The sequence below is a fragment of the Salinivibrio sp. PR919 genome (assembly GCF_001995355.1).
Taxonomy (GTDB): Bacteria; Pseudomonadota; Gammaproteobacteria; order Enterobacterales; family Vibrionaceae; genus Salinivibrio; species Salinivibrio proteolyticus.
Genome location: NZ_MUFL01000052.1, coordinates 1 through 24,963, shown reverse-complemented (window position 1 = coordinate 24,963; position 24,963 = coordinate 1). Strand labels below are relative to the sequence as shown.

Annotated in this window: 25 protein-coding genes and 2 pseudogenes; 15 read left to right on the top strand and 12 right to left on the bottom strand. The window is 49.4% G+C overall.

The annotated features are described in order from the left end of the window. The 9 genes from BZG83_RS10860 to BZG83_RS10820 all read left to right on the top strand — a co-directional run. A partial coding sequence (locus BZG83_RS10860; protein WP_077480482.1) for an AMP-binding protein occupies positions 1-1,661 on the top strand: 1,661 nt, incomplete at its 5' end. Positions 1,662-1,795: 134 nt separating this feature from the next. Next, entirely contained in the window at positions 1,796-2,344 is a 549-nt protein-coding gene (locus tag BZG83_RS10855; protein ID WP_077480478.1) for an AMP-binding enzyme, read from the top strand. After that, the gene (locus tag BZG83_RS10850) at positions 2,331-2,804 is read left to right on the top strand and encodes an HIT family protein (protein WP_077480476.1); all 474 of its coding nucleotides are present in this window, start codon (positions 2,331-2,333) and stop codon (positions 2,802-2,804) included. Before BZG83_RS10855 ends, BZG83_RS10850 begins: the two co-directional genes overlap by 14 nt. A gap of 67 nt (positions 2,805-2,871) precedes the next feature. Then, entirely contained in the window at positions 2,872-3,153 is a 282-nt protein-coding gene (ppiC, locus tag BZG83_RS10845) for a peptidylprolyl isomerase PpiC (protein ID WP_069588393.1), read from the top strand. A 151-nt stretch (positions 3,154-3,304) separates the two neighbouring features. Further along, on the top strand, positions 3,305-4,477 hold the full coding sequence (locus BZG83_RS10840) for a GGDEF domain-containing protein (protein ID WP_077480475.1): 1,173 nt from the start codon (positions 3,305-3,307) through the stop codon (positions 4,475-4,477). 370 nt (positions 4,478-4,847) lie between these two features. After that, positions 4,848-6,377, top strand: coding sequence for an ABC-F family ATP-binding cassette domain-containing protein (locus BZG83_RS10835; RefSeq protein ID WP_077480474.1), 1,530 nt, complete (start codon positions 4,848-4,850; stop codon positions 6,375-6,377). Between the two features lie 144 nt (positions 6,378-6,521). Next, positions 6,522-7,169, top strand: coding sequence for a hypothetical protein (locus BZG83_RS10830; protein ID WP_077480473.1), 648 nt, complete (start codon positions 6,522-6,524; stop codon positions 7,167-7,169). Next, positions 7,166-7,924 carry a DUF3307 domain-containing protein gene (locus BZG83_RS10825; RefSeq protein ID WP_077480472.1) on the top strand — a complete coding sequence of 253 codons (759 nt, stop codon included), beginning with the start codon at positions 7,166-7,168 and terminating at the stop codon, positions 7,922-7,924. Before BZG83_RS10830 ends, BZG83_RS10825 begins: the two co-directional genes overlap by 4 nt. A 204-nt stretch (positions 7,925-8,128) precedes the next feature. Next, positions 8,129-10,288 (top strand): S9 family peptidase, encoded by a 2,160-nt coding sequence (locus BZG83_RS10820; RefSeq protein WP_077480471.1) that lies wholly within the window; start codon positions 8,129-8,131, stop codon positions 10,286-10,288. Between the two features lie 108 nt (positions 10,289-10,396). Here the strand turns inward: BZG83_RS10820 and BZG83_RS10815 are convergent, their stop codons facing one another. Then, positions 10,397-11,164, bottom strand: a complete 768-nt coding sequence (locus tag BZG83_RS10815) for a siderophore-interacting protein (protein ID WP_077480470.1) — start codon at positions 11,162-11,164, stop codon at positions 10,397-10,399. A 167-nt stretch (positions 11,165-11,331) separates the two neighbouring features. Between BZG83_RS10815 and BZG83_RS10810 the strand changes: the two genes are divergently transcribed. The 3 genes from BZG83_RS10810 (at position 11,332) to BZG83_RS10800 (ending at position 13,287) form a co-directional block, all read left to right on the top strand. Next, a complete protein-coding gene (locus BZG83_RS10810; RefSeq protein WP_077480469.1) occupies positions 11,332-11,715 on the top strand; it encodes a cytochrome b562 in 384 nt (127 codons plus the stop codon). 37 nt (positions 11,716-11,752) lie between these two features. Further along, entirely contained in the window at positions 11,753-12,490 is a 738-nt protein-coding gene (locus tag BZG83_RS10805) for a lipoate--protein ligase family protein (protein ID WP_443216372.1), read from the top strand. A gap of 65 nt (positions 12,491-12,555) precedes the next feature. After that, positions 12,556-13,287 carry a glutamine amidotransferase-related protein gene (locus BZG83_RS10800; protein WP_046075948.1) on the top strand — a complete coding sequence of 244 codons (732 nt, stop codon included), beginning with the start codon at positions 12,556-12,558 and terminating at the stop codon, positions 13,285-13,287. 93 nt (positions 13,288-13,380) lie between these two features. Here BZG83_RS10800 and pcp read toward each other — a convergent pair whose 3' ends face one another. Continuing rightward, a complete protein-coding gene (pcp, locus tag BZG83_RS10795) occupies positions 13,381-14,025 on the bottom strand; it encodes a pyroglutamyl-peptidase I (protein ID WP_077480467.1) in 645 nt (214 codons plus the stop codon). A gap of 161 nt (positions 14,026-14,186) precedes the next feature. On the opposite strand from pcp, the gene BZG83_RS10790 reads away from it, so the two are divergent. Further along, positions 14,187-14,927 (top strand): substrate-binding periplasmic protein, encoded by a 741-nt coding sequence (locus BZG83_RS10790; protein WP_077480466.1) that lies wholly within the window; start codon positions 14,187-14,189, stop codon positions 14,925-14,927. Positions 14,928-15,000: 73 nt separating this feature from the next. On the opposite strand, the gene msrB is transcribed toward BZG83_RS10790, so the two are convergent. The 3 genes from msrB to BZG83_RS10775 all read right to left on the bottom strand — a co-directional run bounded on the left by msrB (position 15,001) and on the right by BZG83_RS10775 (position 17,412). After that, the gene (gene msrB / locus BZG83_RS10785) at positions 15,001-16,146 is read right to left on the bottom strand and encodes a peptide-methionine (R)-S-oxide reductase MsrB (protein WP_077480465.1); all 1,146 of its coding nucleotides are present in this window, start codon (positions 16,144-16,146) and stop codon (positions 15,001-15,003) included. A gap of 120 nt (positions 16,147-16,266) precedes the next feature. Further along, a complete protein-coding gene (locus BZG83_RS10780) occupies positions 16,267-16,974 on the bottom strand; it encodes an LrgB family protein (protein ID WP_077480480.1) in 708 nt (235 codons plus the stop codon). Positions 16,975-16,980: 6 nt separating this feature from the next. Then, positions 16,981-17,412 carry a CidA/LrgA family protein gene (locus BZG83_RS10775; protein WP_077480464.1) on the bottom strand — a complete coding sequence of 144 codons (432 nt, stop codon included), beginning with the start codon at positions 17,410-17,412 and terminating at the stop codon, positions 16,981-16,983. Between the two features lie 129 nt (positions 17,413-17,541). Between BZG83_RS10775 and BZG83_RS10770 the strand changes: the two genes are divergently transcribed. Both BZG83_RS10770 and BZG83_RS16895 read left to right on the top strand, forming a co-directional pair. Beyond that, positions 17,542-18,441: a LysR family transcriptional regulator gene (locus BZG83_RS10770; RefSeq protein ID WP_077480463.1), complete on the top strand. Its 900-nt coding sequence runs from the start codon at positions 17,542-17,544 to the stop codon at positions 18,439-18,441. Positions 18,442-19,154: 713 nt separating this feature from the next. Continuing rightward, positions 19,155-19,586: pseudogene (locus BZG83_RS16895) on the top strand (transposase); the annotation flags it as partial. 21 nt (positions 19,587-19,607) lie between these two features. Here the strand turns inward: BZG83_RS16895 and BZG83_RS10765 are convergent. The 7 genes and pseudogenes from BZG83_RS10765 to BZG83_RS10735 form a co-directional block, all read right to left on the bottom strand. After that, complete coding sequence (locus BZG83_RS10765; RefSeq protein ID WP_077480462.1) at positions 19,608-20,117, bottom strand: hypothetical protein; 510 nt, start codon at positions 20,115-20,117, stop codon at positions 19,608-19,610. 542 nt (positions 20,118-20,659) lie between these two features. After that, positions 20,660-20,902, bottom strand: a complete 243-nt coding sequence (locus tag BZG83_RS10760) for a type II toxin-antitoxin system ParD family antitoxin (protein ID WP_046075937.1) — start codon at positions 20,900-20,902, stop codon at positions 20,660-20,662. A gap of 163 nt (positions 20,903-21,065) precedes the next feature. Beyond that, complete coding sequence (locus BZG83_RS10755; RefSeq protein ID WP_077480461.1) at positions 21,066-21,947, bottom strand: metal ABC transporter permease; 882 nt, start codon at positions 21,945-21,947, stop codon at positions 21,066-21,068. Next, positions 21,944-22,789: a metal ABC transporter permease gene (locus tag BZG83_RS10750; protein ID WP_077480460.1), complete on the bottom strand. Its 846-nt coding sequence runs from the start codon at positions 22,787-22,789 to the stop codon at positions 21,944-21,946. The genes BZG83_RS10755 and BZG83_RS10750 overlap by 4 nt, the downstream gene beginning before the upstream one ends. Beyond that, positions 22,786-23,667, bottom strand: a complete 882-nt coding sequence (locus tag BZG83_RS10745; RefSeq protein ID WP_077480459.1) for an ATP-binding cassette domain-containing protein — start codon at positions 23,665-23,667, stop codon at positions 22,786-22,788. The genes BZG83_RS10750 and BZG83_RS10745 overlap by 4 nt, the downstream gene beginning before the upstream one ends. Then, positions 23,654-24,556, bottom strand: a complete 903-nt coding sequence (locus BZG83_RS10740) for a metal ABC transporter substrate-binding protein (protein ID WP_077480458.1) — start codon at positions 24,554-24,556, stop codon at positions 23,654-23,656. Before BZG83_RS10740 ends, BZG83_RS10745 begins: the two co-directional genes overlap by 14 nt. Before the next feature lie 154 nt (positions 24,557-24,710). Continuing rightward, positions 24,711-24,963 (bottom strand): annotated as a pseudogene (locus BZG83_RS10735) (HAD family hydrolase); the annotation flags it as partial.

Below are 24,963 nucleotides of genomic sequence, written 5' to 3'. Positions count from 1 at the left end.
TTAGGCAACACCCTGATAGAGTCTGGTTACATCAACCTGTTGATCGGCAATGGTATACTTATACTTGGTTAGAAGCTGATACGTCTGCCAGGAGGGTAGCTAAAGGTTTACTTGAAGCCGGGTTAGTGGCGGGTGATAAAGTATCGATCATCGCTAAAAACTCAGCAGAGTGGTACATCTGCGATTTGGCAATCATGATGGCCGGGCTTATCAGCGTACCTATCTATCCAACCGCCAGTGCGGACAATATCAAGTATGTGATTGAGCACAGTAGTGTTAAAGCTATATTCATCGGCAAACTCGATGATAGTGAAGATCTTTGTCAAGCCTTACCCGACTCTTTGATCACTATTGCTATGCCAAATTCCAAAGTCGATTGTCAGCTTGACTGGTACGCGTGGTTGTCAAAATTAGATCCGCTTGTAGAAGTCAATAAACCTGCGCTCAGCGATACCTTTTCTATCATCTATACCTCTGGCAGTACCGGACGGCCGAAAGGTGTTCTGCTCAGTTATTTGAATGTTGCATCTTCTGCCATTTCTGGTAGTGAAATTTTTTTTCAGCCAGATGACACACGTGTGATGTCCTACTTACCTTTAGCGCACATCACAGAGCGCTGCGTGGTTGAGCTACCTTCGATCTACAATCCTGCTGAAGTCTTTTTTACTGAATCTATCGATACCTTCATTGACGACGTCAAGTACGCTCGTCCAACTGCTTTTCTTTCCGTACCTAGACTATGGACAAAATTTCAGTCAAAAATTTTGGCAAAAATGCCGAACAATCGTTTGCAACTTCTACTTAAAATTCCCTTTGTGGGTCAGCTTGTGGCAAGAAAAATACGCGAGAATTTAGGTCTGCAAGAGTGCGTATTATTTGGATCCGGCAGTGCCCCCATCTCTCCTGAAGTCCTGCTTTGGTTCCACAAAATCGGTATCAGTATTGGTGAAGGGTGGGGTATGACCGAAAGCTCAGGCCTTTCTTGCAGCAACGTGCCGTTTGATCTCAATCACCTAGGTACTATTGGTACGCCGCAACCTTGTGTCGAAATGAAGTTATCGGCGGAAGGGGAAGTATTGATTAAAGGCGATGCAGTATTTACCACTTACTACAATGACGAAGTAGCGACTCAAGCTGCCTTTGAAGATGGTTGGTTTAAAACCGGAGATAAAGGAGAGCTACAGGCTGACGGTTCTTGGAAAATCATTGGCCGGGTTAAAGAGCAGTTTAAGACTGGTAAAGGCAAGTATGTATCACCGGTACCTATTGAAAGCAGCTTAGGACGAAATCCGGACATCGAACAGGTGTGTGTGATTGGCGTTGGTCGAAAACAACCGATCGCACTTATTGTGTTGGGAGAAGGCACTCATGGGCATACCTCTCAGGTAAGAAAAGATCTTAAGGAAACGTTAATAGCGGTCAACCAAGAGCTTGAAGCGCATGAAAAGCTGGATCACTTAATCGTGGTGGAAGAGCCTTGGAGCATCGAAAACGGCCTGCTTACCCCAACGTTGAAACTGAAAAGAGATCAAATTGAGCAACGTTACCATCACTTACTCAGTTTAAATCTGCCCTATAAAGTGATTTTAGAGAGCAAAATCAAAGATTTATATGATCACTCTAAACCTGTCTATGCCAAGCGAGTTTCGGCTAACGCTTAAATCAGTCGCGTAACATACGGAAAAATCATGTCTCAGTTATTAACTAAAACAGACAACTTAGCTAAGTTGTCTGTGAACAAACACAACGATGCATTCCACTTTTTCAATTGGCCTGACAAAATTGAGGACGACACATGGTGGCAATCGCCGGATGTGTTAAGTGTCAGCCTGACCGAACAGTACAATCTTTGATTGGTCCACAAGTGGTTGATGGATATTGGCAAGATGTAGAGAACACGTGCACTGCATTCATGACAGGCTTACCTGATGAAAGTGGCAGAGAGCAGAGGCTCTACAGAACGGGTGATTTGGCAAGCTACGACGATAGCGGAATCATTCATTTTCATGGTCGCGCAGACCATCAAGTCAAACTGCGTGGATATCGCGTCGAGCTGCAAGAGATTGAGTCTTTGCTTCGTCAATCTATGCACTCAGATCAGTTTGTGGTGATTCCCTACCCGTACGGAGAAAAAACCTGTACCGGTCTCACCCTGTGCCATACTCATCGCGGTGTCACTCAAGAAGATATATTAGAGCGTTGCCGACAGGCGCTGCCCATCTACATGGTCCCTGATACGGTGGTTTTTTTGCAGCAGCTGCCGATGAACAGCAGTGGGAAGTTAGATCGCCGCGCGATATCTGAACAGTTAAAAGCGATGGAGGAGTGCTTTGCCAAGCCATGACGCATGTATTATTTGTGCGATTAATAGTGATAACGTAGAACACTATCGGGTTGCTGAGAAAAATGGACTAAAAGCTGTACTCGACATTTATCCCATCACCGAAGGTCATGTCCTGATTGTGAGCCGCAGTCACGCCTCGCACCTTGAGCAGCTCTCTGCGCAAGAACATACCGAGTTATTTCAATTTGCGCATCAAATCGGCAAGCGGATGTTTGACGTGATGGATAATGTGAGTGATTACACCTTAGTAGTGAATAATGGTCGCGATGCTGGGCAACATATCCCCCATGTTCATATTCACCTGATCCCGCGACGCAAAGGAGACAGTCTGCATTTTTACTGGCGACTCATGACGCGATTTATCAACCCATTGGGTGGTAAGAAACGTGTCCAGCAGTTAGTGGAGTGGCAACGAAGGTGGCGAATGCACGGTAAGCATACGGACGGCGCAGAGAGGTAAAATTCAGTCCCCTTTAATGACTGGATTCGTTATAATCGCGGGCTTTTGTGGCAAGTAGGGTGGCATCATGGCCAAGAAAGCAGCGGCGTTGCACATACTGGTGAAAGATAAAACGCAAGCGACAACAATCCTCGCTCAGCTCAAACAAGGTGCGAACTTTCAAGCGTTGGCGAAAAAATACTCGCAATGCCCATCGGGAAAACGCGGTGGTGATCTGGGCGAATTTCGTCGTGGCGATATGGCTCCCTCTTTCGACAAAGCGGTATTCAATGGTGAATTATTGCGTCCTCTTGGGCCAATAAAAACCAAATTTGGTTGGCATATCATTAAAGTGTTATATCGCAACTAACCCCTGTGCGTTAACCCTTGCGATAAGCACTTGGTGACTGAAACTGTCATAAAAGTTAACGCATAGAAATTGATATTGCGCACATCGATTGCCCCAAGCCGCCACTGAGAAAGTGGTACATTAAAATCATGCCTTGAATAATGTCCACCTTATGTTTGAACTTGATGCACCTACATTACTGATCACGCTCACAGCGATCCAATGGTTGCTTGCCGCGTTTTTGTTGGTGCAAAACCGTAAAGAGCCCGGGATTAATGGATGGGCGGTGTCTCTGTTTATCCATGGGTTTAGCAATCTTTTCTTATTYGCCCGACCACACCTTCACCCTTATCTGGGGATCGTCTTTTACAATGCGTGTGTGATGGTAGCCTTTTCTGGCAGCCATTGGGCGCTGGGGCAAGTCTTTGCCCGCGATATACCGCGTTGGCAGTTGGCGATGCCCGTCGTGCTCTCGGTGGTATTGATGGCATCACACCTCGATGATATCGGGAGCCGCGTAGTTTACGCCAGTTTAATTGTCAGTATGCAGCTTGCGTTGATGACGCGAACCATTGTGAGGAGTACAAACACCGGCGGTCAGCGTTTAAAGCGTTGGCTTATAATGGTGATGGGCGGATTCAGTGTGGCTTACATAGGCAGAGCGACGTTCGCACATTTTTATCCTGATCTGTTTACGCAGCTGCTGGGTACGTCACTACTGCAAGCGGGACTGATTTTATCGGGCATCGCTTACAGCGTGATCAACACCTTGATTATCTTTTTGTATAAATTGGAGCGCGTCCACGAGAAGCTTCATCGTGAGGCGACCCGAGACAGTTTAACGGGGCTGTTAAATCGACGTGCGTTTTTGGCTAAAGCGAAACGGCGCGTTGAGACTGCCGCTTTCCCTCTCAGTGTATTGATGATCGACTTGGATGACTTTAAAACCATTAATGACTCATTTGGCCATTCTGTTGGTGATAAAGTATTGATTCAGTGTGCTGATGTGTTCGAACAAGTGATTGATGACCATGGTATTGTCGGACGCTTAGGAGGAGAAGAGTTTGCGGTCGTGTTGCCTTACTGCGACGGTGCTCGTGCGCAGCAAATATCGGCCGAATTGCTCCGCGCCGTTCAAAACAGTCGCGCTGAATTTGAAATAAGCTTGTCTGCCAGCATAGGAGTGACGACGACTTCCGAGGTGATGGATATAGACGGTTTGTTAGCCCAAGCCGATGATGCGCTTTATCAGGCGAAGCATGATGGAAAAAATACCTTTAAAGTGTACGTCTCGGCACTGGAAAGCGTCCCTCATGACGCCGAGCATATACCTAATATCGCTTGATGTATGCATATCTAGATTTTATGCACAAAATTGACTTCACCGATGAGGTTCATTATTCTCCGACGCTCATGTTGATATTTCGACTCTCTATTATGGCTTATATTCTATTTAAGAACTTCGTAAGAAGGCTTGGCTTCGCGCAAATACACGATGAAGTGTTGCTCGGAGCTTAACATCAAATCTTCATCAGGTATTGTCATACGCCATCCGCGTAGGGTTCTCAGTATCTGATGTAAAGCCGCGATAGAGAGTTAGGCCGGTGATGCTTCATCACCGGCCTTTTTGCATTCTGATCACAGCAGAATGCATCCATTTTAATGATGACGAAAGGCCGGTACTTGTTACCGGCCTTTTTTTATGGATAAGAAACATGAGTTTATTAGTGATTGAAAACATCTGTTTTCAAATTGAGGAAAAAGTGTTGTACCAAGGTGCGAGCGTGGTGCTACATCATGGTGAACATGTTGGCGTGACGGGTGCGAACGGTGTGGGGAAAAGTACCCTGTTGAAAATGCTACAAGGGGAGCTGCTGCCGGATAGTGGCGAGATTGTTTGGCAACCGAATATCCAAGTCGGTTATTTAGACCAGCATTTAACGATCGACCCAACACTGTCTATCTATGACTTTATGGCGTTGGCATATCGCGATCTTGTTGAGGTTGAGCGAGCGTTAAATGCTATCTACGCATCGATGTCGGCGGACACGTCAGACGCGGTGCTTGCCAAAGCGGCACGACTGCAAAGCCAATTAGAGGCACAAGATTTTTACCGTATCTCCCATTGTATTGAACAGGTCTCGGCTGGGCTGGGTATCGCGCCGTTGGGCATGCAAACCGCAATGGGCCAGTTAAGTGGCGGTCAACGGCATAAAGTGATGTTGGCAAAGTTACTGCTTGAACAAGCCGAAGTGATGTTACTCGACGAGCCGACGAACTTCCTCGATGCTGAGCACGTTGCTTGGTTGGCGGAGTTTCTTAATCACTATACGGGTACCTTTATGGTGGTATCGCATGATGAGGCTTTCCTTGAGTCGATCACGACAGCGATTGTTGATATCGACCAGAGCAAGATACGCAAATACAAAGGATCGTATCAGCAAGCGATGGCACAAAAGGCGCAGCAAAGTGAAACACAGCACAAGCAATACCTCACACAGCAGAAAAAAATGGATAAGTTGGCCACCTATATTCGCAAGAACGGTGCAGGTGTGAATGCGCGTATTGCCAAGGGGCGTAAGAAACAGCTTGCGAAAATGGTGCCGATTGAAAAAAAACAGATGCGTGAGCCGGTAAGCTTTGCGTTCCAATACAAACCGTTACGGTCGCAACATGTATTGGCCGCCAAGGGGTTGCAGATTGGCTATCGAACGCCGCTTTTGCCGCCGTTGTCACTTCAGATTCAACGGGGCGAAAAAGTCGCGATTATTGGCTTCAATGGCTTGGGCAAATCGACATTGTTAAAAACCTTATTGGGAGAAATCCCTGCACTACGGGGCCACATTGACGCAGCAAACGGTATACAGTGGGGATATTTTGAGCAAGGCTTACACTGGCGCTTTCCGGAAAGCTCTCCGGTTCAGGTCGTGTGTGGGGTAGGCCAGCTCACAGATAAAACCGCGCGCCAGAAGCTGGCTGAATGTGGTCTCAGTGGTAAAAAGGCGGTGCGGCCATTGCATACATTGAGCGGGGGTGAGCAAACCAAAGTAAAGCTTTGTTGTTTAGCCGTGATGGCAACCAATGTATTGGTGTTAGATGAGCCCACCACACATCTTGATGTCGATGCAAAAATGGCGTTGCAGCACGCCCTTAAAGCGTATGCAGGCACCGTAATTGTGGTTTCTCACGAGCCACAATTTATTGAGCACTGGCCGGATAAGGTGATCGATATGACCCAGCTTTAGTAGCTAACGCGTTAATAATAGTCACGTCAGTAACAGCGAGGTCGCATGATGCGGCCTCGCTTATATTTTTGCTATTTATGGGTAAATTTGTATTTTTTGCCAAAAAAGGCTAAATTTGCCGGAGTTGGTTAACAAGGATAAATAATGGCGACAGAAAGCAAGGCACCCATTGCGGTGATCAGTGGCGATCTGGTGGATTCAACCGCCTTAAATCGAGATGAGTATGAGCGAGTACTGGCGCAAATCAAAACCATACAAGCCCATATTTCACAAGCGCATTGCGCTAATCAGCACAGCATTATACGCGGTGATGAGTTTCAATCTGTGATCCATGATGTAGCGAACGCGCTTCACTATGTCGTGATGTATCGTGTTGCGATCAAAGCACTGGGAAAACCGTTTGATTGTCGCATCAGCTTTGCGATTGCCGAGCAAGCGGATTTGCGTGAGGCGGTGTCAGAGTCAATGGGACAAGCGTTTGTACTATCTGGCCGCGGCTTAAAAGCAATGAAAAATCAGCGGCTGGCCTTTTTTTGCGCCAATGCCGATCTTGAAGACAGATTTGCGTTGTTGATCCGTTATCTTGACCGGCAACTCAGCGATGCGACATCTCGTCAATGCGAAATGATGCTGCCTTTATTACAGCGTGATCAACCACTCGCGTACGGTGAGTTAGCGGCCGCACTTGGAGTCGCGAATGCAACCGTGAGTAAGTCCCTTAAAGCGGCGGGCTGGGGGCTTATCGAGGCATTGTTGGCCGAGTTTCAGCAAGCTGTGGAGGCGCAAGTATGATGGCCTTCCTTTCTTTGCTGGTTCCCTTGTTACTGACCCATCTTATTTATGATTTCTATCTACAGCCTGCGAATTGGTGGGCGAAATCGACACCACGCGCGCGAATACTGGATTGGGCGGTTGCACCGCTCCTCTACGGTTTATGTTTACTGGTACCTGCGGTGTTTTGGACCCAGCACGTTTCGCCGCTATTGGGTGTATTGCTGGTTGGCATGGTGACCAAGTGTGTGGTGGCAGTGCTTGATGGCCAACTCGTCGCGCAGTCATCACTGGCCCGTTTCTCGGTGAGCCAAGGCATACACCTTTTGGTACTAGGGCTCATTGCCCTGAGTTTTGTGGCGCAGCCACCTTGGGTTGGACTGACCGAGATGCCTCTGTTTAGCGAGATCGTCGCAATTGGCACGGGCTATTTATTAATCTTAAAGCCGACATCAGTATTGATTGGTCATGTGTTACAGCGCTTTACGGTCAAGTTGGACTCACCCTCTGATCATCAACACAATTATCACGGCCTCGTGGCTGCGGGAGCGTTGATTGGCTATTTAGAGCGTATTCTGATCCTGACCTTTACCTTGCTTGGCAGCTATACCGCTGTCGGTTTTGTGCTGGCAGCCAAGTCGATTTTCCGCTTTGGTGAGCTGACGCGTTCTGCCGATCGCAGCCTAACCGAATACGTTTTAATTGGTTCGTTATTGTCGGTAGTGATCACGACATCAGTGGGCGTTGTGATCACACAAAGCCTCGCTTTGCTGTAATTAGCCTTTTATAGCTCAAAGATAAAAATTAGCTTTTTTAGGCTTATAATATGGACTGGTATTAAGAAACGATGCGTCAGCCAATCGTTTGGCGAACGATAAAAAGAATATTGTTTATTGGAACTTGCTTAATACCCTCAGGTCWGTAATAGGATGCTTGCTTGTTAAATTACTGTTATGGCTAAATAAACCTGAAGGAAAAGTATGTCCCGACACATTTTACTCACCGGAGCACTGGCGGTGTCTTTGCTCTCAGGGTGCAGTTTTCAAGGAGAGTCACACGTGAAAGCTTCCAGCCCAGGCGAACTGAGTGCGCCTGTCGCGAAAAAAATCCCTCATGAAATGACCATTCACGGCGACACGCGCGTGGATAACTACTATTGGATGCGTGATGATGCACGCCAAGATCCTGACGTGATCGCCCATCTTAATCAAGAAAACGCCTATGCCGATCAGGTGCTCGCGCACACTGAGCCAATGCAGGCCAAGCTATTCGATGAAATCAAAGGCCGTATCGTCAAAGACGATGCCTCGGTCCCGGTTAAAAAAGGCAGTTATTTCTATTCCAGTGAAGTGGAAGGTGATAATGAGTACCGCACTTACGTGCGTGCGAAAGACTTTGCCGGCACCGACAAAACGGTAATTTTGGATGTCAATGCGCTCGCGAAAGGGCATGAGTTTTACAGCATTGGCCAACTCAGCGTCAGTCCAAACGAAAACCTATTAGCCTATGGGGAAGATACCCTCAGCCGCCGCGTTTATACCATTCAAGTCAAAGACCTCACTACCGGTGAGTACCTCGATGATAAGATTGAAGGCGCCTCGAGCAGTATTGTGTGGCAGAACGATAACCAAGCCTTCTACTATATCAAAAAAGACCCGCAAACCTTGCTGGGGTATCAGGTGTATCGCCACCGTTTGGGCACCCCACAATCCGCTGATACGTTAATTTACGAAGAAACGGATACCAGCTACTACACCGGCTTGAGTAAAAGCAAAGACGGTGAGCAGATCTTTATTTGGCACTCCAGCACTGAAACCAGCGGCGTATCGCTCGTGGATGCCAATGATCCGAATGCCACCGCCCAAGTGTTTTATCCGCGAGAAACCGGCATCGAATATGAAGTGGCAAAGCGTGGTGAGTGGTATTACATCTATACCAACTATCAAGCGGTGAACTTCCGCTTGATGAAGGTACACCAAAGCGAGCGTGACGATCGCAGCCAATGGCAAGATGTGATCGCGCCAAACGATAAGGTGCAGTTAGTTGATTTTACGCTATTTGATAACCACTTGGTCTACGAGCAGCGCGAAAATGGCTTGCCGCGTACCACGGTGCGTAACCTCACCACTGGGGAGGAATATCAGCTGAGGTTTAACGACTCGGCCTATGCGTCTTACCTGACCGGCAATGCAGAGATGGATAACACCGCGGTGCGCGTGTATTACACCAGCTTGACCACGCCGGGCACGTATTACGAGTTTGACTTGGCGTCGGGCGAGCGTGAAATGCTCAAACAAAACCAAGTGCTGGGTGATTTTAATCCGGACAACTACCATTCCGAGCGGTTGATGATCACCGCACGCGATGGCGCGCAAGTGCCTGTGTCTTTGGTGTACCGTAAAGATCGCTTCAAAAAAGATGGCACCAACCCGCTCTATCAATACGGCTATGGCTCCTACGGCGCGACCATGGATCCCATGTTCTCCACCACGCGTTTAAGCCTGCTAGATCGCGGTTTTGTCTTTGCTATTGCCCATATCCGTGGCTCTGAAATGCTAGGTCGCCCTTGGTATGACGATGGTAAAAAGCTTACCAAAAAGARTACCTTTAACGACTTTATTGATGTGACCAAAGCGCTGACTGCGCAAGGCTATGGCGATAAAGACAAGGTGTTTGCCGTCGGCGGCTCAGCAGGTGGCTTGTTAATGGGAGCGATCATCAACCAAGCACCAGAGTTGTATCTAGGGGTGGCCGCGCATGTGCCGTTTGTCGATATCGTCACCACCATGTTGGATGAGTCGATTCCACTGACCACCAACGAGTATGACGAGTGGGGCAACCCGAATGACAAAACCTACTATGAATACATGCTCAGCTATTCACCATACGACAACGTCACCGCGCAAGATTACCCCAACTTGTTGGTCACCACAGGCCTGCATGACTCACAAGTGCAGTACTTTGAGCCAATGAAATGGGTCGCGAAACTACGTGAGTTCAAAACTGACAACCATACGTTGGTGTTTAAAACCGACATGGAAGCCGGCCACGGCGGCGCATCGGGACGCTTTAAGCGCATTAAAGAAGACGCACTGGAATATGCCTTCTTCTTAGACTTACTCGACAAGCAGGGTAAGTAATCAAAGGGTATCCCTCTGAAACGAGAAAAGCGCCGTTATCGGCGCTTTTTTATACGGGTAGAGACGCGATAAGCACGCTCAATATCGATAAAAACGAGGTGCTCAGGCTTACTGATTGTTCTCCGCATCTTCACGCTTGATCACTTTGTGGCCTTCTTCGGTCACGCCATTTTTCCAATAGCTGCTGATGTAGATAAACTCACGCTCAACATCACGATCGTTACGGAAGTATTGGCGCAGTGCGCGCATGCTTTCAAATTCACAGGCACACCACACGGACACTTGCCCTGCTAACCAAGGCTGTGCTTTTACCGTTTCGGCCAACGTCGGGGTGGTCAGCCAAATAATCTCCATGCCAGCGGGGGCGTCGAGTGGTTGAGCATCCTCTGCGGTATCGAGCTGGATCACTGCATAACCTTTGGCATCGCGAGGCAAGGTTTTGATCTTGGCTGATAGCGCGGGTAATGCAGTCATGTCGGCCGCCATAAAGAACCAATCCGCGTCGCGATTAATCGGCGCAATCGTCCCTGGGCCGGCAATATTAATGGTATCACCTACTTGGGCATTCAGTGCCCAACGCGCGGCAAAGCCACAATCGGCTTGCTCGATTTGATGGCGAACCATATCTACTTCAATTTGCTGCTGGTCAGGCATAAAACGGCGAATGGTGTAGGTGCGCATCACAGGGCGCTCGCCTTCTGCTAATCCGCTCAGATCTGTGCTTCCCGCTTTATCAAACAGCAGCTTGATATAGCCGCCTTCACACTCCGTTGGGAAATCCGCGAAAGCGTCGCTTTGTAAGGTCAAGCGTTGCATATTAGGTGTGACGGTTTGGGTATCAATAACGTGAGTGAGGTGATAGTTCGGCTGTTTCATATTATCTAACTTAAAATAATTATCATTTACAATTAATCATACCATTCGGATGCGGGATGTGTAAGTGCTTTACATTGTTTTACGCTTCTATACTAGGCAATACCCTGAGAAGTGAGTAAGATAGAGACGCATTATTATTACTAAAAAAACAATCACATGGAGCAAAAATGAAGAAAGTCATACTCACGGGTGCGGTGGCGGTGCTGCTGTCGTTGAACGTCTCGGCCTCTGAGCTCGAGCCGATCATGAAAGAAATGAAAATGACCTTTAAAGAGGCGGCGAGCGCACAAAGTATCGAAGCCATGCAAGCGCCGGTTGCGAAACTAGAAACCTTGGTCGCGAAAGCCAAAGCAGGTAGCTACCCACCGGAAAAAGCGGATATCTTTATGGAAGGGTTCGATAAATTGGCGGTGACGGTAGAGGAAATTGATGCCGCGCTCAGCGAAGGCGACCTCGATAAGGCCCAACAAGGTTTGCGCCAAATTGATGCCTTGCGTGAAGAGTACCACGACAAACGCAACCCAAGCATTTGGCAGCGCTTATTCGGTTAATTGCGCAATCAGTGAACGTGACGATAGCGAGGGCATGATGGCGACTCAAAAAACGATTTTGCGTTATCCCTCGTTGTCGGTGGCGTCTGCATTTGAGAAAGAGCAGGCGCTGATCCAACGAGTAGAGCAGGGCGAACTTAACGAGGCATTACTGCTTTGGCAGCCAGATGCGCAAACCTTGGTACTGCCGGCGGGCCAAAAATGGCCACAAACGCCTGAGTTGCGCCGCGCTCTATCAGCGTTAGGTTGGCAAGTACAGAGCCGCCGAACAGGCGGGGCGCCGGTGCCGCAACTACCCGGCGTGATCAACGTGTCTTATCTGACGGTGTGGCCGGCTAACACGCCGTATCATATTCAGACGGCTTACCAGTATTTTTGCACCATTTTACAGTCTTTTTTCCATCAGTTAGGCATTGTGACGACGGTGGGCGACACGCCCGGTTCGTATTGTGATGGTGACTACAACCTCAATATTTCCGGCAAAAAAGTGGTGGGAACCGCCCAGCGTATTCTGCATTTAGGCACGGGAGCAGGCTCAGCCAAACAAACCGTAATGCTGGCGCAAGCGTGTCTGCTGATTGATGCGGATTGCCAACATATTGTTGCCCCTGTATCGCTGTGTAATCAGCTTTGTGGTCACCCTGATCGCATTGAGGCTAAGGTGCATACTCCATTAGCCGCGCACCTAGGTGAACTGCCGGCAACCGAACAGCTGTTTCAGTTGCTAACTCAAGCGTTTATAGCGAGACCTCCACTCGTGGTGGGCAAGGCTTGAGGCCGCGACTCAATATAGTATGCTTAGCCGCAATCATGCGTAAAACAAATCCCAAGGAGTGAGGAATGCGCGTCCATCTTGTTATTCACGAGGCGTTTGAAGGCCCAGGTGCCATTTTAGATTGGTGTGATGAGCGTGCCTATCATGTGACAACTAGTCATTTGTATCGGGGCGAGCCGTTGCCAGAAAGTGGTGAAGGCATTGACCTGCTGGTGGTACTCGGCGGGCCGCAAAGTCCAGATACGCCACAATCTGAATGCCCGCACTTTGATAGCCAGCGCGAGCAAGCGCTGATTAAGCAGTGTATCGAACAAGGCAGTGCGGTATTAGGCATTTGCCTTGGGGCGCAACTGATTGGTGAAGCCTTGGGCGCACCGTATCAAAAAAGTCCTGAGCCCGAGATTGGCTACTTCCCCATCCAGTTAAGCGAAGATGGCCATATCGACGAGCACATTCCGCATTTCGCGCCGCAAGAAATTGTGGGTCATTGGCACAATGATATGCCGGGGCTGACACCAAATAGTCGTGTACTGGCCAGTAGCGAAGGTTGTCCGCGCCAGATCGTGAAGTACGGACCAAGGGTGTATGGCTTTCAATGCCATCTTGAATTGACGCCGCTGGCGGTTGAAGGCTTACTGCACGCCGCCTATCCAGAGGGCGAGGCCGCTAACAAGCGCTTTATTCAAGACCCTGCCTCCATTCGCGCCTTTGATACAGCTCCGATGAATGCGCACTTGTTTGCCTTTCTCGATAGCGTGCTGACTGACAACGATCTCGTCACTGAGTGGCTGTTTTAAGCGACTGGGTTAGGAGCACGGTAATCGCAACTGTGCTCCACCTACTAAGCGCCACTGTTTGAGCGTCATCGTCTGAGCGCCATCTATCTTGCGTTAGTGCAACATGCCTTCACACACGGTGGTGATATCATCATCCAATAAACTCAACTCGATGGCTATCTTCATCGCTGCCACCACATCACTTACCGGCATGCTCGGGGCGCGGTGCTTACACGCTTGTGCTGGGCTGTAGGGAATATGAATAAAGCCGGCGCGTACCTCGGTGTGATGAGCCAGCGCATGCATTAAGCCATAAAACACGTGATTACACACAAAGGTGCCCGCGGTGTAAGAAACACTGGCTGGATGATGCGCTTCGTTTAATGCGTTCACTAAACGGTTGAGCGGCAAGGTAGAGAAATAGGCATTGGGCCCAGATGGCACCACCGGCGTACCATGCGGCTGCTTACCGGCGTTGTCGGGAATGGGCGCGTCCTGATAATTAATCGCTACCTTCTCCAAGCTTATCTCAGCGCGACCACCGGCTTGGCCAAGAGCAATCACCATCATCGGACTGAGCGATTCTAGCGCGCTGTGTAACGTTGGTAAGCTTTCATCAAAGGTGCAGGGCAGGCGCACGGCTTTGACGATGCACTCCTCATTAGGCTGCCAGCCTTCTAATGCTTTTGCTACTTGCCAAGACGGGTTGTCACTCTCGCCGCCGAACGGTTCAAATCCAGTAATTAAGATGGTGTGCATGCCATGTCCCTATTGATGTGATATGCCTGAGATAAAAGGACTTTACCGCAAACACTGACAGGGGTCACCATTGTGTTTGTCGTGATTGATGGTTAAAAAACGAGCGAATAGGCAAAGGCCTCGCTACGCTTAGTGAGTATTGTTCACAGTGAGGGTAGACAATGAAACACTTACTTTTAGCACTGATACTTGTCGCGGTACCGGCAACCGCAGATACCTTTAGAGCACATTGTCGTGATCGTGCTCCTGAGTTGATCCCTACCGAAACGGGATGCGATGGGCCAGTGGCTGAAATCATTACTGTCGCGATTGAGAAAATGGGCCATACCGTCGATTGGTCAACGGTACCGTGGGCAAGAACGATTAACGTCGCCGAAGTCGGGGAGGTTGATATTATTCCGCGTCATTCGATGAACAACGAGCGAGAGGCTTTTCTGAATGCCGTTCCGTATGGCTACAGCATCCGTGAAGTGTTTTATATCATCGGCCCAAACATTAACCAGCAAATCAATAGTTTTGAAGAGCTCAAGCAGTATCGGATTGGCGCACTGCGTGATAGCTTCTATTCCGATTTGTTTAACAATACCGAGGATCTCAAGCGTCGCTATTACAACGATACGGAACAAATCATTAAGGTGCTGGAAAACGGGCGTATTGATGTGGCGGTGACGTCTTCAAGCCACGATATTGATAAATTCACTGCGGTGAGCGCGTTCACTCAGGCCAATTTTGTGGACCGTTTTTATAACGGACGGTATATCAGCATCCCGAAAAAATCACCGGTGGTGAATTATTTCCCTGAGTTCGAGCGCACCATTCAGCAAATGGTAGCGTCAGGTGAAGTCAGTGCCATTTTTGAAAAATTCGGTCAAACGCCGCCTGAACAAAAACCGGATAACTGATCGCTTAATCATTCACATATAAATAACGCCCCAGTGAGAACTCGCTGGGGCGTTGTTTGTGTTAGCGTTAATTTTACTGATTATCAAACAGATAAAGATAATCCTCATAACCCGCCTCGGCCATTTTATCGACCGGCACAAAGCGCATCGCGGCTGAGTTCATGCAATAGCGCAAGCCGGTGGGGGCGGGACCATCCTCAAATACATGGCCAAGGTGCGAATCGGCGACCTTGCTGCGGACCTCGGTGCGCGTATAGAACAGGGAGTTATCCGGCTTGGTAACCACATACTGCTCATTGATGGGCTGTGTGAAGCTTGGCCAGCCAGTACCGGATTTGTATTTATGAGTGGAGGAGAACAGCGGCTCGCCCGAAACAATATCTACATAAATCCCGGCTTGCTTGTTGTCCCAATATCGATTGCGGAACGCGGGTTCAGTGCCGTCTTCTTGAGTGATTTCATACTCAATGTCTGACAACATCGCACGAATTTTCTCATCCGAGGGGCGCGAGTAGCGGGTGTTCGTTGCTGCCATCTCTTCCGCTTTTTGCCCATCAATCATTTCTCGCAAGGTGACCGGATTGTCTTTGCGATCGTCACCAAAAATCTCGTCCAGATACTGGTCACGCCCTGATGCATAGCGGTAGTAGCTATAGCGAATGCTGTGGTTTATGTAGTAATCCTGATGATAGCTTTCTGCTGGCCAGAATTTCTCGAACGGAATCAGCTCGGTTTTCAGCGGCTTTTTGAACACGCCTAACGCTTCAATTTCCGCCATAAAATCCGCGGCAATTTGTTTTTGTGTTTCAGAGCGATAAAAGATCGCGGGACGATATTGCGGGCCACGGTCAACGAACGAGCCTTGGTCATCGGTGGGGTCGATATGACGGAAAAACTGATCGAGCACCTGTTCGTAATCCACGACGTTAGGGTCATAGGTGACATCAATCACCTCAATGTGGCCACTGGTGCCGGACGAGACCTCTTTATAGGTGGGATTTTCAAGCTCACCGCCTGAGTAGCCAGATACCACATCAATCACGCCGTCGAGTTTTTCAAGATCAGCTTCCGTACACCAAAAGCAGCCGCCGGCAAGAGTCGCCTTTTGGTAGCCTTGTGACGTGGTGGCAGTGTCTTTTACCGCCGCATAACTTGCTATCGATAGCAAACTGAACGCTGTGAACGCGATAACTCGCCACATTGATTTGTGCTGTTTCATGATCGCCTCGTTATTAGGGTTGGTGAGGATCAAGACCTGCGCACCAAGCAGAAACTTTCATCCTCTCCCTCTTTTCTGTTGTTACAGATAACGTAGCGCAGAAAAGCCCTTAGCGATCACCTACCAAAGCAGCTGACCCAACACAGGGGCAAGCAACACAGTGACCATGCCCGCAATCATCATCACCACACTCGACACCACCCCTTCGGCATGGCCGATCTGATAGGCTTTAGCGGTTCCCGCTCCGTGTGCCGACGCCCCCAAACTTGCGCCGCGACCTAAGCGCGAGCGAATCGCAATCACGGTCAAAATACTTTCACCAATCGCCATGCCAATCACCCCAGTGAGGACCACAAACAGGGCGGTGAGATCGCTTTGCCCGCCAATCGCTTTGGTGGCTTCGACGGCAAAAGGGGTGGTGATTGAGCGCATCGCCAAACTGCGTTGCAGCAGTTCAGACAGCTCAAACACCCGCGCTAGCACCACGGTACTGGTAATCGCGACTAGCACAGACACTGTGACGCCTATCGATAGCGATAACCAATGGCGGCGGATGAGCGCGCGGTTATCATACACGGGGATCGCAAACGCTACAGTCGCCGGGCCCAGCAGCCACAGCAGCCAGTACGATTGCGCCATGTAGTCTTGATACGGGATATTAAACCCAACCACCACCGCCACAATCAGCAAGGGCGCGAGCAACAATGGCATCACCAGAATCGAGGGGTGACGGCGATACAGCCATTTGCTCATGTAATAAAAGCCAAGGGTCATTAAAAAGCAGGTAACGCTTAATAACGAGGCGTGAAGCCAAGCAGGTAAAGACATCATGGCTTAGCACTCCGGTTTTAGATCAGGGTGGTGCGYGTGGTGATGGTTACTGCGGCGGCGCGCCATTTTAACCTCAAAACGGTACACCTTATCGACCACCCAAGCGGTTGACGCAATCACCATCGCGGTACTTAAAATCAGTACAACCATGATCTTACCGCCTTCTTGCAGCAATAAATCTTGGTAGTTGACCACCGCCACCACCGCCGGCACAAAAAACAGCAACATCTCCGCTAACAGCCACGCTGCCCCGCGACGTAACCAATCGGCACGGACAATTTTCAACATTAATGCACCTAACAACAGCAACATACCGGTGAGGTTGGCCGGTAGTGGAATAGCAAAGGTTGTGACCAACCAATCAGACAAAAACCAAATGCCTGCTAAGACAAAGACTTGCAGTAAGGTAAGTAAGGCGTTTTTAATTAATTGCATCGAAGGCGTGCCAAGAATCTGTGAGATGGCTCATAGTTTACGTCTTAGCAGAGAGTGAATAAAGTGACTTTTTTTTATTTAAACTATGCCAAAATGGCATGATTAACACACAGCTTTTAAGGGCCGTTTATGGATATTCGTGCGTTGCGCTATTTTATTGCCTTAGTGGAAAAGCAGAGCTTTACTGCCGCATCGGCGTCGTTGCATGTGACGCAACCGACAATCAGTAAAATGGTGCGTAACCTTGAGCAAGATGTGGGTCAGCCGTTGTTGCACCGAGAGGGAAGGCGGTTTTGGTTAACCGATGCTGGTGAGGTGGTGTATCAGCGCGCGCAGAGTATTATTGCTGAGTTCGAGCAGCTAAATACCGAGCTCGACGATCTCAACCAACTGGCGCGCGGCCAGCTTAGGTTGGGGATGCCACCGATGATAGGGCCGCTGTATGCCAATGTGTTGCGTGAATACCGTCAACGGTACCCAAACGTGGCGCTCAGTATTGTCGAATACGGTGGGCGGCGCACCGAACAAGCGCTGATCAATGGCGAGATTGATGTAGCAATCAACATGCTCACCGACACCCAGCCTGAGTGCTTGCAAAGCTTACCCTTACAAACTCACCCCATTTATGCAGTGCTGCCTAACCAAGCCGCGTGGCGTGAGCAAAAAAGCCTGACATGGCAGGCAGTCAAAGACGAGCCGTTTTATCTATATAGCGCTGAATTTACTCTAAGCGATCGGATTATTGCCCGCTGTGAAGAGCATGGTTATCAGCCCACCATTGCCGCGCGTAGCAGTCAGTGGGATTTTTTAGCCGCTTTGGTGAAAAGTGGTGCAGGGGTGGCGTTTTTACCTGCGCCCCTATGCCAGCGCCTCAGCGCCAGCTTGGAAGACAGTGAATTATTGCTAGTAAAACCGATAAGCCCAGCGATTGAATGGCAACTTGGGTTAGTCTGGCACGGCGAGCGTTATGTCTCACGCACCGCCGAGGCCTGGATGCAGTTGTGTCAGTCGACAGAGGTGCATCGATAGACTCAGCACTTTGATCTACAACGCCTCTTAGTACGCAATTTAGTGGTGATCTTAAATTCGATGCTCAGAGATGGCGTGATGTGGGATGAAAAAACTCGCTAGAATTTAGTGATTGAGGACATAGTTGATTGTTATACAACGCAATTCACACTAAATTGCCAGCTGCACACTTGAATTACATTATCTTATCCCTAACACTGCACACATTAGTTGGGCTGTTCTGTTTATCATTTGTCATTCCTTGCAAGCCAAGCACTAAATGATCTAGGATTCGCTGTAGAACAACATTGTTGAACAGAACATACGGCCTTTGGCGACTCCTCCCACCATACGGGATGTGACGACCCAGAGGCTTTTTCGTTTTATGAGGCTAAGATGTCCCGTCGTACTGTTGCAATTTTTGTTGATGCCGGTTTCTTTAATCGAATTTTTACATCGGCTGTTGATCCTGAAATGAAAATGGTTCCTGAAGAACTCTAACTCGTTCCCACGCTCCTGCGTGGGAATGTATATGGATTTTGAATCATGGGCAGGATTCGCCAAAAGATCACCGAACTGCACTTGATCTCTGTTCTAACACTCGCGGACAGCGTCAATATCTTTAGCGAACAAGCCGGTTCAATACTCTAGGTGGCGTGATTTTACTCAGGTTATGGAACATTCAGTGTCTGAATGATAACTAGATATGCATTCCCACGCGGGAGCGTGGGAACGAGAAAAAACTGGTGTCGTTGATTGAAGCCTGTCCTGAATATCAGACTAAAAATGCGCTCTTACAGAGCGTGCCTGGCATTGGCAGCATTGCAGCAGCATCTATCATCAGTAACGTCCCTGAGCTAGGCTATATAACCAACAAACAAGCGGCATCACTCATTGGTGTTGCACCCGTGACAAAAGAAAGTGGGCGATATAAAGGCAAACGGGTGATTCAAGGTGGGCGTGCTCAAGTTCGTACCGTGTTGTATATGGCGATGATGTCTGCGATGCAATGTAACCCTGTTTTTAAAGCTACGTATACCCGATTGGTCGCCGCCGGAAAGCCGAAAAAAGTCGCCATTATTGCCTGTGTGCGTAAGATGGTGGTGATCTTAAATTCGATGCTCAGAGACGGCGTGATGTGGGATAAAAACCTCGCTAAAATTTAGGATTGACGACATACTCGTTTGTTATGTTCGTAGCTTTTGTAACCCTTGTATTGCTCGGTTGGTCGAATCTATTAAGTCTGTACGCTTCAGTTTCGTTCGAATAGCCAATGCTTCAATAAACTGCTTTTCAGCGAGTTCATAGTTACCAAGCTCCACGTTTAATTTACCCAAATGTTGTAAACTAAAACTCAAAGAAAGCTCACAACCGTAATCTTGGCTTTGTAAGTATGCTCTTTCAGCACCACCCATATCACCTGCGTATTGTGACGCAATACCCAAAATATGAGTAGACCAAAACTTGTGCTTATCACTAGATGTCGACATTTGAACTTTGGAAGCTAGCCAATAAGCCAAACTACAAAACCCTATAATACGTAAACAATCGGCTACTAAAATTTGCTGCCACTCTAGCTTTTCTGTTTTGCCTAACACCTTAAATTTTAGGCATTTGTAAATAGTTAAAGCCAGTTTATGGAAAACTCTGAAAGTTACCCTATCCCTCTGATAGCCCACAATTTCCTCCAAGAACATAACATTGTATTAGTGTGCATGTGCGATTTCCCAAACCCTACACGCGCACTCTTTTTATCTAAAAAACTGAAATATATATTTTATAGATTTCATACATGACGCTTTTCCGTGATATTGCGCACGCCGCCTATCTCTGTTCCAACATTCACACTATCCCCACGCGTTAAGCTGTAAACGCATGACTCATCGATACCTTTAATCATCCATTCTGGGATAGTGTGCATCTGTCATGGATAAACGCGCACGCTTTTGCGTTTATCTAGCCGATAAACAGGTTAACCAGCCTGTGTTTTGCCACGCTATTGCCAGTTAGTTGTCGGCACCTAACACGCCATTGAGTGGGTAGATTTGGGATTAGTCTATCAAGGGCTGTTTTGGTTTTCGTACGCTATTGTCCAAAGTGTTAGGTAAGCCATGTTTTGTGAGGTGGGTACAAGAAATTGGCTAGAACACAAGGGGCGAATCGGGTTGGTGGGGCGAAGTGCGCGATTAGAACGACTTTAGTATGTCCGTTTTGGCGGCGATAGTCAGCATAAATGGCTTCATTGCGTGTCTTCGGCATCGATTTCGTGGATAAAGCTATCGATGTCATACTCCGCATCGCCACTCTGTTCGCCCTCTACGAGAAGTTGACGTAGTGTATGCAGTTTAGTCTCTTGGTTTTCGAGTAAACGCAGTGCGGCGCGAACGACTTCACTTGTCGAGCTGTAACGCCCTGTTTCGATTTGGCTAGCGATAAAGCCATCGAAGTGTTCACCTAGGGTAATACTTGTATTCTTTGCCATGGTTAGAACTCGTTGATACCAATATATACCTAATTATGGTATTTGGCGTGCGTGAAGGCAAGGTGACGGCCATGGGCGATAAAACCTATGCGACGAGCAATGTGCGCGAGCTCTGTCTCGCGCACTGCTGAGGTTGAAACGCTGCTGTGCCCGTCGGTGCCGATCAGTGCGATTGCGCCGAATGCGTGGTGGTAGAGCGCGTTGCTTTTGTTGCTTGCTGCGTCGGCTGTGGGCGCTGTTGGTTGCGGTGGATTTGATATTGCTGCCACGCGAAGGTCACTACAAAACAGCCGGTGAGTAGCAGTACAATGGTTGGGCCGGGTGCACTGTCGAGGTAAAACGATAAGGTCACGCCGCCCACGGCGGTGACTAAAGCAATTGCACAGGCAATCCATAGCATGCGGCTAAATTGCTTGCTGAGCATAAAGGCGGTGACGCCCGGTGCAATCAACATCGCCACCACTAAGATAATCCCCACGGCATGTAACCCCGCAACAATGGTGGCAATCATCACCGAGAGTAAGAGCCAGTGAAGCTTTTGTACGGGGAGCCCGAGTACGCTAGCTTGTGCGGGGTCGAACGAAAGCAGCATTAAATCTCGCCCTTTAAGGAGTACAAGCGCAAGCACGACTAAGCCGGTGATGGCGGCGGTGAGCAGCTGTTGGTGGTTAATCCCCAACAGGTTGCCAAATAGAATATGATCAAGGTGCAAATCAGACGGGAACTGGCCTTGCAAAATCAGCCCCAGTGCGAAAAAGCCAGAAAACACAATCCCCAGCAAGGTGTCTTCTTTCACACGGCTATTTTGTTTGAGCCAATGCACACTGGTGGCGCATGCGGAGCCGGCGGCAAAAGCGCCGACAATCAGCGGCAGGCCAAATAAGTTTGCTAGTACCAATCCCGGCAGCACCGCGTGTGCCACGGCGTCGCCAATTAATGACCAGCCTTTTAACACCAAATAGCATGAAAGCAGCGCACAAGGCAGCGCCACTAAGACGGCCATCAGCAGTGCATCTTGCATAAAAGTCAGTTGATACGGATTCATTGCAGTGCCTCCTGACGTTTGGCGCGCCGCGCGAGTAAACCGTGTTTGGGGCCAAACACAAAGGCGGCTAAGAAGAGTCCCACTTGGGCCAGCACAATCAGTGCGCCGGCGTTAAGGTTGGCGAAATAGCTGATATACACCCCAAACAGTGAGGTGAGTGTGCCGATGACACCGCTCAGCACCAACACGGGCCCAAAGCGATCACTCAATAAATAGGCGGTGGCACCGGGGGCTATCACCAAGCAAATCACCAAAAAGGCACCGACACTTTTAAGTGCCGCCATGGTGCAAGCGCTGAGCAGCGCAAAAAACAGCACTTTGAGCCCTACGACTGGCAAGCCAATGCAGCGGGCATGGCTTTCATCAAAAAAGGTCAGCATAAAATCACGCCATTTCACCGCCAGTACGGTGAGGCTCACCAAGGCAATGACTAGCATTTGCACTGCATCGAGTGGGGCAATGGCGAGCAAATTGCCCAGCATAATTTGTTGAATATCGACCGCGACGGGCGAAATGGAGACTAAAAAGAGCCCGAAGGCGAAAAAGCTCGAAAAAATCAAACCGATGATCGCATCTTGTTTGATGTGGCTGCGTTGGTGCAAAAACAGCATCACACTCGCGGCCATGCCGCCGGCAACAAAGGCACCGAGCGAAAAGGGCAGGCCYAGCATATAAGCGCCGGCAACGCCCGGTACAATCGCATGGGAGAGGGCATCGCCCATCAGCGACCAGCCTTTGAGCATCAAAAAGGCCGAGAGCAAGCCGCACACGCCGCCAATCAAGGTGGTGACCAGCAATGCTTTTTGCATGTATTGATAGGCGAGGGGATCGAGTAAGCTCATTCGCGCCGCTCCTGTGCGCTTTGTTCGCGCTTGCTATACACCACCAAGGGCCGCTCGTCGTCGGAAATCACCGATAGCTCGCGCGGATCGGCGTCTTGGTGGAGCTGATCGCTGGGCATCACATACTGGCGCAGTTTGCCGCCAAAGATGGCACTGAGGTTCTCGGTGGTAAACACATGCTCAGTGCGCCCGCCTGCCACCACCGCGCGATTGACCAACACGGTGCGATCGCAAAAGTCGGGCACGGTGCCAAGGTTATGGGTGGCAATTAAAATGGTTTTGCCTTCGTCTTTGAGCTCGAGCAGCAAACGCATAATTGACTCTTCACTGGTGACATCTACGCCAGTAAAGGGCTCATCCAGTAAAATCAGCGGGCTGTGCTGAGCCAAGGCGCGGGCGAGAAAAACACGTTTTTTCTGTCCGCCAGACAGTTCGCCAATTTGGCGCTGGCGAAATGCACTCATATCTACCCGGGCCAAGGCCTCATCCACCGCTTGATGATCCGCCGCTTTGGGGCGACGCATAAATGACATCTTGCCGTAGCGGCCCATCATTACCACATCTTCCACTAACACCGGGAACGACCAGTCGATCTCTTCGGATTGAGGGACATAAGCGACCAAGCCTGCTTTTTGCGCTTGCTTAATGGGGGTACCGTTGACCGCAATGCTGCCACTGCCGGGATTCACAAACCCCATGATCGCTTTAAACAAGGTGGATTTGCCGCTGCCATTGGCACCCACCAAGGCAGTGATGGTTTGCGCTGGCAGCGAGAAACTGGCGTGCTCAAGGGCACACAAGCCGTTTCGATAGACGACACGTACTTCGTTGACATCTAACACACTGGGCGTGTCGTCGGTTAAATCATAGTGCGTCATGGCGCAACCCCGCTAACACGGTTTCTGTGGTAACTGTCAGTAAGGATAGATAGTCAGGCACGGGTCCGTCAGCGCTGCTGAGCGAATCGACATATAAAATGCCGCCATAGTGCGCGTCGGTTTCCGCGGCGACCTGTTTGGCGGGCGCATCAGACACGGTACTTTCGGAGAAGACAGCACGCACTTGGTGTTCTCGTACGGTATCAATCAGCGCGCGAACTTGTTGCGGTGTGCCCTGACGCTCAGCGTTTATCGGCCATAAATAGGCTTCGTTGAGGTTTAAATCACGCGCCAGATAAGAGAAAGCGCCTTCGCTGCTTACTAGCCAACGCTGGGATTCGGGGACAGCGGATAGCGCGTCTTGCGCACGCGCGAACACGGCTTGAATTTGTGCCTTGTAGGCTTTGGCATTGGCTTGGTAGTGCGTTTGATTGGCAGGATCGTACTTAATCAGGGCTTGCTCGATGTTATCAACGTATCGCATTGCATCCGAGGGCGACATCCACGCGTGCGGATTGGGTTTGCCGCGATACGGGCCCGAGGCAATCACAATCGGCTCCACCCCGTCAGATAAGATCACATTCGGCACCTTATCAATGTGCTGGAAAAAACGTTCGAACCAGCGCTCTAAGCCTAATCCGTTCCACATCACCACATCCGCACCTTGCGCACGCAGAATATCCCCCGGGGTGGGTTGGTAGTTGTGGATCTCCGCGCCGGGTTTCGTAAGAGACACCACCTCGGCATGCTCGCCCGCTACGTTGGCAGCCATGTCAGCGAGAATGGTAAAGCTGGTCACCACTTTTAACTTGTCCGCGTGTTTCAATTGGTCGGCGTGCGCCAGTGGAGAGAGCAAGAGTGCCGCAATAATTAGCAGGTGTTTTCTCATAAGCGTTAATCTCGTTCATTATGCGTGTGACTACGGCGTGAGGTCGCCAGCCGATCATACGTTAAAGATAACGGTTATGATAATCATTCTCAAGTTGGTGTTATTAAAAAGGGCACATGAGGTGCCCTGCCGTCACGCTTCCTGTGATCTTTTACTAATCACGAATGGTGTCGTAGCGAGCCCATTCCATAATGGTCCAATCTTTTTCTTGGGCGTGTAGGCTTAAGTGCGGGTCAGGGTTAACCGCAAAGGCGCTGTCGACTTGCTCAAGCAAGGGGACATCCCAGTGCGAATCACTGTAACCGTATGTGTGGCCGACCGTGTCATGACGATCAGATAGCCATGCCTGCATGTAGTCATGCTTGCCACGAAAATCACGCACGCAATGGGATATGCTGCCTGTATAC

Excerpts from the sequence above, each read along its gene's own strand:
- BZG83_RS10855 (WP_077480478.1), top strand. The coding sequence starts at position 1,796 with ATGGTGGCAATCGCCGGATGTGTTAAGTGTCAGCCTGACCGAACAGTA.
- ppiC (WP_069588393.1), top strand. The coding sequence starts at position 2,872 with ATGGCCAAGAAAGCAGCGGCGTTGCACATACTGGTGAAAGATAAAACG.
- BZG83_RS10835 (WP_077480474.1), top strand. The coding sequence starts at position 4,848 with ATGAGTTTATTAGTGATTGAAAACATCTGTTTTCAAATTGAGGAAAAA.
- BZG83_RS10830 (WP_077480473.1), top strand. The coding sequence starts at position 6,522 with ATGGCGACAGAAAGCAAGGCACCCATTGCGGTGATCAGTGGCGATCTG.
- BZG83_RS10825 (WP_077480472.1), top strand. The coding sequence starts at position 7,166 with ATGATGGCCTTCCTTTCTTTGCTGGTTCCCTTGTTACTGACCCATCTT.
- BZG83_RS10815 (WP_077480470.1), bottom strand. The coding sequence starts at position 11,164 with ATGAAACAGCCGAACTATCACCTCACTCACGTTATTGATACCCAAACC.
- BZG83_RS10810 (WP_077480469.1), top strand. The coding sequence starts at position 11,332 with ATGAAGAAAGTCATACTCACGGGTGCGGTGGCGGTGCTGCTGTCGTTG.
- BZG83_RS10805 (WP_443216372.1), top strand. The coding sequence starts at position 11,753 with ATGGCGACTCAAAAAACGATTTTGCGTTATCCCTCGTTGTCGGTGGCG.
- BZG83_RS10800 (WP_046075948.1), top strand. The coding sequence starts at position 12,556 with ATGCGCGTCCATCTTGTTATTCACGAGGCGTTTGAAGGCCCAGGTGCC.
- pcp (WP_077480467.1), bottom strand. The coding sequence starts at position 14,025 with ATGCACACCATCTTAATTACTGGATTTGAACCGTTCGGCGGCGAGAGT.
- BZG83_RS10790 (WP_077480466.1), top strand. The coding sequence starts at position 14,187 with ATGAAACACTTACTTTTAGCACTGATACTTGTCGCGGTACCGGCAACC.
- msrB (WP_077480465.1), bottom strand. The coding sequence starts at position 16,146 with ATGAAACAGCACAAATCAATGTGGCGAGTTATCGCGTTCACAGCGTTC.
- BZG83_RS10780 (WP_077480480.1), bottom strand. The coding sequence starts at position 16,974 with ATGTCTTTACCTGCTTGGCTTCACGCCTCGTTATTAAGCGTTACCTGC.
- BZG83_RS10770 (WP_077480463.1), top strand. The coding sequence starts at position 17,542 with ATGGATATTCGTGCGTTGCGCTATTTTATTGCCTTAGTGGAAAAGCAG.
- BZG83_RS10765 (WP_077480462.1), bottom strand. The coding sequence starts at position 20,117 with ATGTTCTTGGAGGAAATTGTGGGCTATCAGAGGGATAGGGTAACTTTC.
- BZG83_RS10760 (WP_046075937.1), bottom strand. The coding sequence starts at position 20,902 with ATGGCAAAGAATACAAGTATTACCCTAGGTGAACACTTCGATGGCTTT.
- BZG83_RS10755 (WP_077480461.1), bottom strand. The coding sequence starts at position 21,947 with ATGAATCCGTATCAACTGACTTTTATGCAAGATGCACTGCTGATGGCC.
- BZG83_RS10745 (WP_077480459.1), bottom strand. The coding sequence starts at position 23,667 with ATGACGCACTATGATTTAACCGACGACACGCCCAGTGTGTTAGATGTC.
- BZG83_RS10740 (WP_077480458.1), bottom strand. The coding sequence starts at position 24,556 with ATGAGAAAACACCTGCTAATTATTGCGGCACTCTTGCTCTCTCCACTG.